The 13,601-nt window shown below is 50.7% G+C and carries 12 protein-coding genes; all 12 read right to left on the minus strand.

What is annotated here, in order from left to right; all coding sequences use genetic code 11:
- Positions 1-195: 195 nt before the first annotated feature.
- Positions 196-906: an orotidine-5'-phosphate decarboxylase gene (pyrF, locus tag WKJ03_RS17285; RefSeq protein WP_337843491.1), complete on the minus strand. Its 711-nt coding sequence runs from the start codon at positions 904-906 to the stop codon at positions 196-198.
- Between the two features lie 15 nt (positions 907-921).
- On the minus strand, positions 922-2,061 hold the full coding sequence (locus tag WKJ03_RS17290; protein WP_337843492.1) for an N-acetylglucosaminyl transferase: 1,140 nt from the start codon (positions 2,059-2,061) through the stop codon (positions 922-924).
- A 282-nt stretch (positions 2,062-2,343) separates the two neighbouring features.
- Entirely contained in the window at positions 2,344-2,679 is a 336-nt protein-coding gene (gene ihfB, locus WKJ03_RS17295) for an integration host factor subunit beta (protein WP_337843493.1), read from the minus strand.
- Positions 2,680-2,687: 8 nt separating this feature from the next.
- On the minus strand, positions 2,688-4,361 hold the full coding sequence (gene rpsA, locus WKJ03_RS17300; RefSeq protein WP_337843534.1) for a 30S ribosomal protein S1: 1,674 nt from the start codon (positions 4,359-4,361) through the stop codon (positions 2,688-2,690).
- A 98-nt stretch (positions 4,362-4,459) separates the two neighbouring features.
- A complete protein-coding gene (gene cmk, locus WKJ03_RS17305; RefSeq protein ID WP_337843494.1) occupies positions 4,460-5,143 on the minus strand; it encodes a (d)CMP kinase in 684 nt (227 codons plus the stop codon).
- Positions 5,144-5,246: 103 nt separating this feature from the next.
- Positions 5,247-6,536, minus strand: coding sequence for a 3-phosphoshikimate 1-carboxyvinyltransferase (gene aroA / locus WKJ03_RS17310; protein ID WP_337843495.1), 1,290 nt, complete (start codon positions 6,534-6,536; stop codon positions 5,247-5,249).
- On the minus strand, positions 6,536-7,615 hold the full coding sequence (serC, locus tag WKJ03_RS17315) for a 3-phosphoserine/phosphohydroxythreonine transaminase (protein ID WP_337843496.1): 1,080 nt from the start codon (positions 7,613-7,615) through the stop codon (positions 6,536-6,538). Before serC ends, aroA begins: the two co-directional genes overlap by 1 nt.
- Positions 7,616-7,834: 219 nt before the next feature.
- Positions 7,835-8,491, minus strand: a complete 657-nt coding sequence (locus tag WKJ03_RS17320) for a bifunctional 4-hydroxy-2-oxoglutarate aldolase/2-dehydro-3-deoxy-phosphogluconate aldolase (RefSeq protein WP_337843497.1) — start codon at positions 8,489-8,491, stop codon at positions 7,835-7,837.
- Positions 8,481-9,470, minus strand: a complete 990-nt coding sequence (locus WKJ03_RS17325) for a glucokinase (RefSeq protein ID WP_337843498.1) — start codon at positions 9,468-9,470, stop codon at positions 8,481-8,483. Before WKJ03_RS17325 ends, WKJ03_RS17320 begins: the two co-directional genes overlap by 11 nt.
- A complete protein-coding gene (gene edd / locus WKJ03_RS17330) occupies positions 9,463-11,295 on the minus strand; it encodes a phosphogluconate dehydratase (protein ID WP_337843499.1) in 1,833 nt (610 codons plus the stop codon). Before edd ends, WKJ03_RS17325 begins: the two co-directional genes overlap by 8 nt.
- Positions 11,296-11,316: 21 nt before the next feature.
- A complete protein-coding gene (gene pgl / locus WKJ03_RS17335) occupies positions 11,317-12,012 on the minus strand; it encodes a 6-phosphogluconolactonase (protein ID WP_337843500.1) in 696 nt (231 codons plus the stop codon).
- 1 nt (position 12,013) lies between these two features.
- Positions 12,014-13,486 carry a glucose-6-phosphate dehydrogenase gene (gene zwf / locus WKJ03_RS17340; protein ID WP_337843501.1) on the minus strand — a complete coding sequence of 491 codons (1,473 nt, stop codon included), beginning with the start codon at positions 13,484-13,486 and terminating at the stop codon, positions 12,014-12,016.
- Positions 13,487-13,601 lie beyond the last annotated feature (115 nt).

Consider the following 13,601-nt stretch of genomic DNA (forward strand, 5'->3'; position numbering starts at 1 on the left):
CGTTGCCGTATCAGACCTTAGGTCCGACGTCTGTTTGTTATGGTGTTAAACACCCTTGAGAAATGGAAAAGCAGATTTAATGCCAACTAATCAAGTTATTGATATCAAATAATTAATTTTGATTGTGTTTGAGTGGGGGCTGAAGGTAAGGACTTATTCTGGTGCAACAATGCACCAGAATAAGTCGCTGTAGGGTCAGCCTGCCTGGCTGATTTCCTGATAAATACTATGCAACGCAGCCAATGGATCTGCTGCTTTGGTGATGGGGCGACCTATCACCATATAGTCGACGCCCGCCGCTATGGCCTGAGCTGGTGTCATCACCCGCTTCTGGTCGTCCTGGCTGGCGCTGGCGGGTCTTATCCCTGGTGTCACCAGACAAAAATTCTGACCAAACTGCTGTTTCAGTAAGCTGGCTTCCTGGGCTGAACAGACAACGCCATCCAGCCCGGCTTTATGAGTCAGACCGGCCAGTTTCAGCACCTGTTGCTCCGGAGTCAGGGTAATACCCAGTTCAGTTAAGTCACTCTGTTCCATACTGGTCAGCACTGTCACCGCTATCAACAACGGCTTTTGGGCTCCGTAGGGCTGCAGAATATCCCGTGCTGCTGCCATCATCCTGGTACCGCCGCTGGCATGCACATTGACCATCCAGACACCCAGATCAGCGGCCGCTTTTACCGCTTTGGCCACAGTGTTCGGAATGTCATGAAATTTCAGATCCAAAAACACGTCAAAACCGCGGTTGTGCAGTTGTGTGACAAAAGCCGGACCAAAATGGGTAAACATTTCTTTGCCTACTTTTAGCCGGCACAGTTTGGGGTCCAACTGACTGACTAAATTCAGTGCGGCTTGTTGTTGTTCAAAATCCAGCGCCACGACGACGGTATTTTTCTGCTGACTCATAACACTCTCTGAAAATTAACGGCCGTCTATGCCTGGCAAAGGCTCAACGGTTTCCCATTGTTTGCATGACGGACAAAGCCAATACGGCTGTTTGGTTTTAAAACCGCAGTTGCGGCAATGGTACAGTACTTTGGTTTCGAGATAGGCCTGGACCATTTGTTCGATTTGCCCCAGTTGTATGGCCACTTCTCCGCTACTCTGGCGAAGACGCAGCTGAATAAAGCTCTGGAACAAGCGGATATTGGGTTGCTGCTTCAGTTTATCGGTCAGCAATCGCTCTGCCTGCGCCGGCTGTTGTTGCTTCAGGAATAACTCGGCAAGTAATGAGGTGGCCGAAATATTTTTATTTTTCTGACTGAGCTGCTGCAATAACGCCTGCCAGTCCGCTTGGTCCGGTTGTGATTGCGCTACCAGAGGTAACAGATCCGCGGCCCACTGTGGACGTTGCTGCAGGATACTGAGCAGTAAAGGACGGGCTGCTTCGCCCTGCCCCTGGTTCAGATAACGCCTGGCTGCTTCGTATCGTGGCCTGAGGGCCTGTGGATAGCGCTCTGCCAGTTGCTGAAACTGTTCTGCTCTGGTTTGAGGTTCCTGTTGCCAGGCTTCGCATTGAAAGTTGGCAAGCCCGATACGCAAGGAGCGAGAGTCGGTTTGTTCCACCACGGCCCTGAAATCCAGGCCTTTGTGCCATTCGTGGGTGGCCAGATACAACTGAAACAGCTGTTTAATCACCGCTTCACGAATGCTGTCCGCCTGGACTAAATCAGCCAATAAAGGTTCGGCTCTGTCGTATAAACCGGCATGGAAATAATCTTTCGCCAGCTCAAAGCGGATCTTCTGCGCCTGAGGTTTAGGTAGCTTTTGCTGGCAGAGTTTTTCATGAATGCGGATGGCTTTGTCCCAGTCACCACGGCGACGAAACAGGGTCGCCAAGGCCAGGTAAGTGTCGACGGTGGCGACTTCGATGTCCAGCAGCTGCAATAACTGCTCTATGGCTTTATCTTCTTGATCGGTCAGCAGAAAGTTGAGGCCGGAGGCGAGGTTTTTACTGACGGAGGCTTTGCCTTTGAGTGCTTTTTGCCGTTCGCTGTTGCTGCCCATAAACCAGCCATAGGCAGCGGCAACGGGCAATAACAGAAATAACCATTCCAGCATAAGGGTCAGCGCTGCTCAGCGGATTTATTTAACCAACGACGGGTTCTGCGTGTAAGTGCAAAAAGGGATGAAAACACCAGACCAAGCAGAAAGCCAAGCAGTAAAAACAAAGCTGCGAGTTCACTGACTCTCAGCTCAATTTGTCCAATCACATAATTAAGAATTGTGCTGTGTTGGTTCAAAGACGCTAACATCAGGCCAGCCAGCAACAATACGAGAATGACAATACTAAACAAAATTCTGGTCAAAACTGCGTCAATCCATGTCTGGCTTGAGGATTAATCAGGTGTTTTCTTTTACCCGATCACGTAATTCTTTACCTGGTTTAAAGTGAGGAACGTATTTGCCGTCCAGTTCGACTTTGTCACCGGTTTTAGGGTTGCGACCTACCCGAGGTGCGCGATAATGCAAGGAAAAGCTGCCAAAACCACGAATTTCAATACGTTCGTTATTGGCCAAAGATCCTGCCATTTGCTCAAGGATCTCTTTTACAGATGATTCCACATCTTTGATAGGAATATGAGAAAAGTCAGCTGCCAGTTTTTCGATCAATTCTGATTTGGTCATGAACCCTCCAACTGATAAAACGGCCGCCCGGGGAGCCGGGCGGCCTGACAAACATTTAATTACTCAGATTTCTGCGCAGCTTTAAATGCTTCTGCCATGGCGTTACCACCGAAACCAGCATCATCTTGCTTGATCGATTCTAACGCTTCTTTCTCTTCAGCTTCGAACTTGGCTTTGATTGACAGGCTGATCACGCGGTTTTTGCGGTCAACACCCATCAGACGAGCTTCAACTTCTTCGCCTGCTTTCAGCACAGTAGTGGCATCTTCGATACGCTCACGAGCGATGTCCGATACGCGGATGTAACCTTCTACACCGCCTTCCAGCTCAACAGTAGCGCCTTTGGCGTCAACTGCAGTTACTTTGCCTTTAACGATAGCACCTTTTTTGTTATCAGCAAGGTAGCCGTTGAACGGATCTTCGTCTAATTGCTTGATACCTAAAGAGATACGCTCGCGCTCTGGGTCAACTTGCAGAACAACTGCGTGCACTTCGTCGCCTTTCTTGAATTCACGAACTGCGTCTTCGCCAGTGGAATTCCAGCTGATGTCTGACAGGTGAACCAGGCCATCGATGCCGCCGTCCAGACCGATGAAGATACCGAAGTCAGTGATTGACTTGATCTTACCGGAAACACGGTCACCTTTGTTGAAGCCTTTAGCAAACTCTTCCCATGGATTCGCTTTGCATTGCTTCAGGCCCAGAGAAATACGACGACGTTCTTCGTCGATTTCCAGAACCATAACTTCTACGGTGTCGCCCAGGTTAACGACTTTAGATGGGTGGATGTTTTTGTTTGTCCAGTCCATCTCTGATACGTGTACCAGACCTTCAACGCCTTCTTCGATTTCAACGAAGCAGCCGTAGTCAGTCAGGTTCGTTACACGACCAGTGATTTTCGCACCTTCTGGGTAACGAGAAGCGATAGCGGCCCATGGATCTTCACCCATTTGCTTCAGACCCAGAGAAACACGTTGCTTCTCACGGTCGAATTTCAGTACTTTTACTGGGATCTCGTCGCCAACATTGACGATTTCGCTTGGGTGTTTAACGCGTTTCCAAGCCATGTCAGTGATGTGCAGTAAGCCGTCTACGCCACCCAGGTCGACGAAAGCACCGTAGTCAGTCAGGTTCTTCACGATACCTTTGACTTCCATACCTTCTTCCAGGTTTTGCAGCAGGCTGTCACGCTCAGCTGAGCTCTCAGACTCGATCACGGCACGACGTGACACAACCACGTTGTTACGCTTCTGATCCAGTTTGATTACTTTGAATTCCAGTTCTTTGTGTTCCAGGTGCAGCGTGTCGCGTACCGGGCGAACGTCTACTAATGAACCAGGCAGGAATGCACGGATACCGTCTACTTCAACAGTGAAGCCGCCTTTAACTTTACCAGTGATAACACCGATAACAGTGGCTTTTTCTTCACAGGCTTTTTCCAGGCGAACCCATGATTCATGGCGCTTGGCTTTTTCGCGAGACAGCAGAGTTTCACCGAAACCGTCTTCTACTGCGTCCAGAGCTACGTCGATTAAGTCACCAACGTTCACTTCGATTTCGCCAGCAGAGTTTTTAAATTGTTCTACCGGGATAGCAGCTTCAGATTTCAGGCCAGCGTCAACCAGAACGACGTCTTTTTGTACTGCAACAACAGTACCTTTAACGATGGCACCTGGACGGGTTTCGATAGACTTGAGGCTTTCCTCAAATAATTGTGCAAAATTTTCAGTCATAATCACTTTTTCAGTTAAGTGCTCCACGCACAGTCCTGTGTCATGGGGTTGCTAAGTTCACCAACAACATCCGTGCCGCTGGTTGTCCAAAGTGTCGACTAGGCCTGGTTCAAGCGCTGTTCACAAACGCTCAGTACCTCATCTAACACTTGTTCAATGGTTTTATGCGTTGAATCCAGCATGTAGGCATCGTCAGCCGGTTTTAATGGTGCGACGGCGCGGTTCATGTCCCGCTCATCACGAGCCTGGATTTCGCTCAAAAGGTCGCCGATGTTAACATCATGGCCCTTTTGTTTCAACTCCAGATAACGCCGGTTGGCGCGCTCTTGCGCGTCAGCTGTTAAATAAATTTTAACTTCTGCCTGTGGGAACACCACAGTGCCCATATCTCGTCCATCGGCCACTAAGCCCGGGGCTTCACGAAAGGCGCGTTGACGACGCAACAGAGCTTCACGTACACGAGGTAAAGATGCAATTTGAGAAGCCACAGAACCCACTTCTTCGGTACGAATGGTATGAGTGACGTTTTCACCTTCCAGTGTAATACGGGTGCCACCTGTTTCATCCGGGCTGAACTGCACATCCAAATGAGCGGCAAGCGGTTGCAGCGCTTCTTCGTCTTTGGCATCAATATGATGATGAATGGCAGCCAGAGCTAACACACGATAAATAGCTCCGCTGTCCAGCAAGTGCCAGCCCAGTTTCTGTGCTACTAAACGGCAAATGGTGCCTTTCCCTGAGCCACCTGGGCCGTCTATGGTAATGACCGGCGCTTGTTGCATTCTGCCTCCATCAATTAGTCGAAACAACAAAAAGCGGCGACATTATACAGAAACAGACAACAAAAAGCGCGGTCTATTCGATGAAAGCGCGTAACCTTTTTAGTTACGCGTTTCTTTTGACTAAAGAGTTAAACACTTCAAAATATTGAGGAAATGTTTTTCTGGTGCAATCCGGGTCTTCAATGGTCACCGCAGTGTCACTTAAGGACACTAAGGAGAAGCACATCGCCATTCTGTGGTCATTGTACGTCGCAATGCTGGCGTGTTTCAGCTGGGCAGATGGCACAATGCGAATATAGTCGTGACCTTCTTCCACCTCAGCACCCACTTTACGCAGTTCGGTCGCCATCGCAGCCAGACGATCCGTTTCTTTCACCCGCCAGTTGTACACGTTGCGGATTACCGTGGGGCCTTCGGCAAATAAAGCTGTGGTGGCAATGGTCATCGCTGCGTCAGGTATAGCGTTATAATCGCGGTCTATTCCTTTGAGCTGGTTACGGGTTACTGAGATGTAATCAAACCCCCATTCCACAGTCGCGCCCATAGCTTCTAAGGCGTCAGCGAAGTGGATATCGCCTTGCACCGCATTTTTGCCAATACCTGTGACCTTAATAGTGCCGCCTTTAATGGCAGCCGCCGCCAGGAAATAAGACGCAGACGAGGCATCACCTTCCACCAAGAAATCTCCTGGGCTTTGGTACTGCTGATTGCCTTTGACAACAAAACGTTGATAGTTCTGGTTGTCCACAGTCACACCAAAACGCGCCATCAGGGCCAGCGTAATGTCGATATAAGGTTTGGACACCAGCTCGCCAATAATCTCAATGCTGCTGTCCCCTTGCAATAAAGGCGCAGTCATCAGCACAGCAGTTAAAAACTGACTGGAAACGGACCCATCGATGCGAACAGCGCCGCCTTGCAATGCTTTGCCACGAATTCGCAGCGGTGGATACTCTTTTTCACCCAGGTAGTCTATATCGGCTTGCCACTGTACCAGCGCGTCGACCAAATGGCCGATCGGGCGTTCATACATCCGTGGTTCACCCGTTAAGGTGACATCCACATTGGAGACTGCCAGCGCCGCTGTGAGTGGCCGCATCGCGGTGCCGGCATTGCCTAAAAACAGCTCCAGTGCCGCCGGATGCTGAAATACGCCACCCAGACCCTGCACCTCACAGCAGGTTTTATCGTCCGACAACTGATACTGCACACCCAGAGCCGTTAAAGCCGTCAGCATATGACGGATATCGTCGCTGTCGAGCAAATTGCTGATGCGGGTGGTACCTGAGGCTAAAGCCGCCAGTAGCAAAGCGCGGTTTGAAATGCTCTTGGAGCCAGGTAAATGCACCACACCTTCCACTTTTGCAATGGGTTCTAAGGTTAAAGTTTTCATCAGCCGTTCACCCGTGCAAATTCTTTCATAAAACTCACTAAAGTTTGTACGCCTTCGAGTGGCATGGCGTTGTAAATACTGGCGCGCATACCGCCGACCATGCGGTGGCCTTTTAATGCCAACAGGCCCTGTTGCTCGGCTTCACTGACAAACTGATCGTTTAAGCGCTCATCCGCCAGGAAAAACGGCACATTCATCCAGGATCTGTAGGCTGTTGCGACATCATTACGATAAAAACCACTTTGGTCGATGTACGAATACAGGGTGTCAGCTTTCAGCTGATTGCGCTCGGCCATCGCTGCAACGCCACCTTTACCTTTAAGCCATTGAAACACCAGGCCCGCCAGGTACCAGGCATAGGTAGGTGGCGTGTTAAACATGCTGTCGTTTTCGGCGTACAGACGGTAATCCAGCACACAAGGAATAGCGGCATCTCTGGCAGGCAATAAATCGTCACGTACTAAGGCAATGGTCAGGCCTGAAGGGCCAATGTTCTTCTGGGCGCCGGCATAAATCACGCCGTAACGGCTCACATCAATAGGACGTGACAGTATGGTGGACGACAAGTCGGCCACTAATGGCGCGGATGTTTGCGGTAAGTCAGTAAATTCCAGACCATCCACTGTCTCATTCGGACAAAAATGCACAAAACTGGCGTTCGGGTTCAGATGCCAGTCGGATGGCGCAATCAGCGAGCGCAGGTCATTCGTTTTAGTATTGATGGTCTGTACCTGCAATTCAGTGAACTTAGCTGCTTCTTCAGCGGCCGCTTTCGACCAGGCACCGGACACAATGTAATCGGCGCTCAGTCCTGGTTTGGCCAGGTTCAGCGGGACAGCGCTAAATTGACCACGCCCGCCGCCGTGCATAAAAAGCACCTTGTAATTGGCCGGTACCTGCAATAAATCCCGCAGGTCCTGCTCGGCTTGCGCCGCCACTTTAATAAAGTCTTTGCCCCTGTGACTCATTTCCATAATGGAGCAGCCACGACCATGCCAGTTGACAAATTCGTCCTGGGCTTGCTGCATGACTTCAACAGGCAACATGGCCGGACCGGCACAAAAGTTATAAGTGGTCATTCTTTGCTCCTTCGCAACAACTGAAAATAGATGGCAAAACGTGGACGGCGGCCGCGTGTAAAATCGACGTCTGGACGGCTCTTCGAATTGCGCACTACTTTACCTGAAAATAGCTGCTGGTGAAATGCTGAAACTGCAGGTGGTACAAAGAACCTTGGTTTAGTTTCAACGTGCAGAGGACGGGGCTAAAAAAGCCCGGCAAAAACCGGGCTTGAATGTTTACTGACTAAAGTTTTTAGCTTCGGCTACAGCGCTCTGGCAAAGTTCGGTGATCTTCCCCCAATCCTGGGTTTTGATCGCTTCGTCCGGGACAATCCAGCTGCCACCGACACAGCGCACGTTGGGCAGTGCCAGGTAATCCTTAAAGTTTTTCTCATTAATACCACCGGTTGGGCAGAATTTAATGTCAGAAAAGGGTCCATGAATAGACTTCAGCGTTTTTACACCACCAGCGGCTTCAGCCGGGAAAAACTTAAAGTGGGTGTAACCCAGCGTGGTGCCTTCCATCAGTTCTGAAATACTGGCGATACCAGGGATCAGCGGGATCACACTGCTCTTACCGGCCTCCAGCAATTCACGGGTAGAACCGGGGCTTATTGCAAAACGTGCGCCTGCGGCAATCACGTCGGCCAGTTGCTTGGCATTGGTGACAGTGCCGGCTCCCACTATAGCGTCAGGTACTTCTTGCGACAGTAACTTAATGGCTTCCAACGCGACTGGTGTGCGAAGCGTCACTTCCAGCACCCGGATACCGCCTGCGACCAGTGCTTTGGCCATAGGAACAGCGTCGGCTAAATCTTTAATCACAATCACCGGCACCACTGGGCCTTGTGCGAACAGAACGTCAGGTTGGAGTTGCCAGTTTTCAAATGCCATGATGTGAACTCGCCAAATGTTGTTTTAAGTAGACGGCACAGCCGGTTAAACCCGGTTGTTCTGCCGTGACGACGAAGGTGGCGATGCCACTGTTAAAGCCCTTGAAGCGACCTTTGGCTTCAAAACGGCTTCTGAATTCGCTGGGCTCAATCAAGCTCAGTAATTTAGGAGTAATACCACCAGCCACGAAAACGCCGCCAAAGGTACTGAGAGTTAACGCCAGATCGCCTGCCAGACCACCTAAGGATGCAAAAAACTGCGCAACCACTGCAGTGCAAAGCTCACAGCTGTTGTCCAGCGCTTTACCGGCAATTTGCGCCGCATTCAATGCCTCGACCTGCTGGCCTTTAAAGGCGGCAATGGCCAGATACAAATCTTCCAGACCAGGGCCAGACAACAAGCGCTCCGGCGACACATGGCCATATTTTTTGGCCAGGAAATTCTGGATAAACCACTCTTGTTCGGTTTGCGCCGTGAAGTCGACATGCCCCCCTTCGCCAGGCAGAGGAATAAAGCCCGCTGGTGTTGGGATCAGATGCGCAACGCCCAGGCCTGTGCCTGCTCCCAGCACAGCCATTGGTTTGCCGCTTTGTGTGTTTCCTGAACCAACTTTAACCAGTTCGTTGGAGGTCAATGCCGGCAAACTCATGGCGACGGCCGTAAAATCGTTCAGCACAATAAATTCGGCTAAATCCAGCTGTTGCTTCATTTCTGAAATAGAAAACTGCCAGCTGAAATTGGTCATCTTGACCAGATCGCCAGTGACAGGACAGGCAATTGCAATGGCCACATGGCGAATGGCAGTTACGCCTTGCTGTTCACGGTAAAACTGTAAGGCCTCTGCCAGAGTCGGAAAATCAGCACATGGATAGACTGCAACCTTATCCAGTTGCAGGCTGGACAAATCCACCCGGCTAAACCGGGCGTTGGTCCCACCAATATCCGCGACTATGGCAAAAGGGACTTCCATGTTAGCCATGGTACTGCTCCTCGGTATTAAACAAACTACAGGCGCCCTGCTCTGCACCGGTAATTACGGTGCGCAGGCCGCCGAACATCTCACGACCCATACCCCAATGCGCATCTGTCATATCGCGGGTAGCCACGTCACGTGCAGCCAGTTCTTCATCAGAGACCATCACTTTCAGCACGCCATTGATGCCATCGACTAACACCATGTCGCCGTCTTTGATGCGCGCAATAGCGCCGCCTTCAACGGCTTCAGGTGTGACATGGATAGCGGCGGGTACCTTGCCTGATGCGCCAGACATACGACCATCTGTGACCAAAGCGACATGGTAGCCACGGTCTTGCAACACCCCAAGAGGTGGAGTCAGTTTATGCAGCTCTGGCATACCACAGGCCTTCGGTCCCTGGAAGCGCACAACCACCACACAATCTTTATTCAGTTCACCCGCTTTGAAGGCACGGTCCAGTTCATGCTGACTGGAAAAAACCACGGCTGGCGCCTGCACCACTTCGGTACCAGAGCGCAAAGCGGAGGTCTTAATAACACCCCGGCCAATATTGCCGGACAGCACTGTGACACCACCTGTAGGTTTAAACGGCTGACCAACGGTACTCAACACAGTGTCGTCACCCGATTCTTTCGGCCCATCGACCCATACCAGTTTGCCGTTTTCCAGCACTGGGGTTTGGGTGTAACGGCGCAGGCCAAAACCGGCCACAGTATGTACATCTTCATGCAGCAGGCCTGCATCCAGTAATTCACGGATCAGATAAGCCATACCACCCGCCTGTTGGAAGTGGTTAATGTCTGCCTGGCCGTTCGGGTAAATACGGGCAATCAGCGGTGTCACATTGGATAAGTCGTTAAAATCGTCCCAGTTCACAATAAAGCCAGCGGAACGGGCCATCGCAATCAAATGCATGGTGTGGTTGGTGGAACCGCCAGTAGCCAATAGACCAACAATACCGTTCACCACAGCTTTGACATCAACAATTTGCGAGATTGGCGTGTATTCGGTGCCTAAGTCCGTCAGACGTGTCACCTGACGGGCTGCGGCTTTGGTCAGTTCATCACGTAACTGTGTATTTGGATTGACGAATGACGAGCCTGGTAAATGCAGGCCCATAATTTCCACCACCAACTGGTTGGAGTTGGCAGTGCCATAGAAAGTACAGGTACCGGCACTGTGATACGAGGCGGATTCTGAATCCAGCAATTCTTCTTTGCCAACCTTCCCTTCCGCATACAACTGACGCACCCGGGCTTTTTCTTTATTTGGAATGCCGGAAGGCATTGGGCCTGCGGGCACAAATACAAAAGGCAGATGACCGAAACTCAGGGCGGCCATCATCAAACCCGGCACAATTTTGTCACAGATACCAAGCATCATGGCGCCATCGAACATATTGTGCGACAAGCCAACCGCTGCAGACATAGCAATAATGTCACGGCTGAGCAGACTCAGCTCCATACCAGGCTGACCTTGGGTCACGCCGTCACACATGGCTGGCACACCACCGGCAAACTGAGCCACACTGCCTACCTCTGCCACGGCCTGCTTAATAATGGCCGGATAAGTTTCATAGGGCTGGTGTGCCGACAACATGTCGTTGTAGGACGAAATAATCCCGATGTTTGCTTTGGTCAGGCTGCGTAAATCGGTTTTTTCCTGCGCGTTACAAGCCGCAAAGCCATGCGCCAGGTTACCACAGGCCAAAGCCCCACGATGTGGCCCTTTACTCCGGGCTTTTTCCATCCGTTCGAGATACAGAGCGCGGCTTTTTTCACTGCGGGCCGCGATTCTCTCTGTTACCTGTTGTATCACCGAATGCATTTTCTAACCTCGCCTTTTCAATTAACTCGCCGCAAACATCACTGTGACCGGTACCTGCTGCTGTTGCAGTATGGCGCGGATGGGCATTTCTGACGCATCCTGTCCGGCCTGGGCCTGTTGCAGCACGGTCAGTTTTTTCTCACCAACCAAATGAATATAGATCTGACGGCTGTTAAGCAGCCGCTTTTTACTGAAACTGATCCGCTGATAAGGGGCTGTTGCTGGCTGCACCGCCAGTACATCCGGTGCGTCGTCAGCGAGACCGGCCTGAATTTGCGCGCTGCACGGAAACAAAGAGGCCGTGTGACCATCTTCACCCATGCCCAAAATCAGCACATCGAAAGTCGCCAGGCCTTTGACCCGCTGCGCTACTGCCGCGGCGCCTGTAAAGGCGTCATCCGGATGGGTTGCATCGAATAAGCTGATAAAACGCGCTTTGGCCGCTTTGTCCTGCAACAGGTTGGTTTTGACCAGGCCTTCGTTGCTGTCTGCGTGTTGTTCAGGCAGCCATCGGTCATCGGCCAGCGTAACCACTACTTTTGACCAGTCGAGCGCTGTCTGTGCCAATGCTTTAAATAAAGGTAAAGGGGTTTTGCCACCAGAAACAACCAGTACAGCTTCTCCGCGGAGCGCGATGGCCTGTTGCAGTCGTTTTGTAATGTCAGCGGCAAAGGCATCATTTAATGCCGCGCTGCTATCGTATTGATGTAATTCCATGTTATTCGTCCCAGTTGCGGTCATCCCGCGCCAATAGGGAGATGGCAGACACTGGCCCCCAGGTTCCCGCCTGATATGGTTTTGGTGGCTCATTGGTGGTACGCCAGGCATCCAGAATACCGTCTACCCACTTCCAGGCCTGCTCGACTTCGTCACGGCGCACGAACAAATACTGGTTGCCTAACATGGCTTCGAGCAATAACCGCTCATACGCATCGGCAATGCGCTGTGCCTTAAATGTTTCATCAAAACTCAGGTCGAGTTTTGTCTGTTGCAGCTGCATATTTTCACCCAGACCAGGAATTTTGTTCATGATCTGGATTTCCACACCTTCGTCTGGTTGCAGTCGGATAATCAGCTTGTTTGCTGGCAACTGCTTGTAAGTTTCAAAGAAGATATTGTGTGGCTGAGGTTTAAAACAAATCACCACTTCGCTGACTTTGTTCGGCATCCTTTTACCTGTTCTCAGGTAAAAGGGCACACCGGCCCAACGCCAGTTATCAATGTCCACTTTAATAGCAACAAAGGTTTCAGTTTTGCTGTTCGGACGGGCGTCTTCTTCTTCCAGATAACCTGGTACCGCATGACCGGCAACAAATCCAGCGGCATACTGGCCGCGCACCGTTTTTTCCTGCACGTTGCTCAGGTTAATAGGACGCAGGGCTTTTAACACTTTGAGCTTTTCATCACGGATGCTGTCTGCATCGAGCCGTGCCGGTGGTTCCATCGCAATCAGTGACAATACCTGTAACAGGTGGTTTTGTACCATGTCGCGCATCTGGCCGGCATCATCGTAATAACCCCAGCGGCCTTCCACCCCAACTTCTTCCGCCACGCTGATTTGTACGTGATCAATGGCGTTATGGTCCCAGTTGGCGGCAAAAATTGAGTTCGCAAAACGCAGTGCCAACAGGTTCAGCACTGTCTCTTTCCCCAGATAGTGGTCGATCCGGTAAATCTGGCATTCGTTAAAGTACTTGGCGACTTCGTTGTTAATGATTTTTGATGACGCCAAATCATGACCAATAGGCTTTTCCAGCACGACACGAGCCGGTTCGCCGGAAAGACCAGCCAGGGATAAGCCTTTACAGATATGGCCGAATAAAGAAGGTGCGGTGGCGAAATAGCTGACCGGAATACGTTTTTTCGGGTCTGTCACTTGCTTCAGCGCTTTGTAGTCATCCTCTTTAGACAGGTCGACTTGCACATAAACCAAACGCTCCTGCAAGCGGGCCAATACTTCAGCATCAACACCTTCTTTGACAAACTTATTCAGATTGAACTTCACCAGCTCTTTATATTCATCCAGCGACATCGCATCACGCGCAACACCGATGATCTTGCTTTCTGCATTTAACAAAGATGATTTTTCTAACTGATACAGTGCAGGAATTAACTTACGGCGCGCCAAATCACCTTTGGTGCCAAAGAGGATCAGGTCGCAGGCTTTGTTGGTTGGTGCTGTGGTTGTCATGGAAGACCCTTAATTAGATGTAATTTTACAACACTTGACCGCATACTAGCCGAGCAATGCCGAGAAGTAAACCGGATAAGTTGTAATTAAATTACAGGCAAGCTAAAGTTTTGAC

The sequence above is a fragment of the Rheinheimera sp. genome (genome assembly GCF_037442525.1).
Classification (GTDB): domain Bacteria; phylum Pseudomonadota; class Gammaproteobacteria; order Enterobacterales; family Alteromonadaceae; genus Pararheinheimera.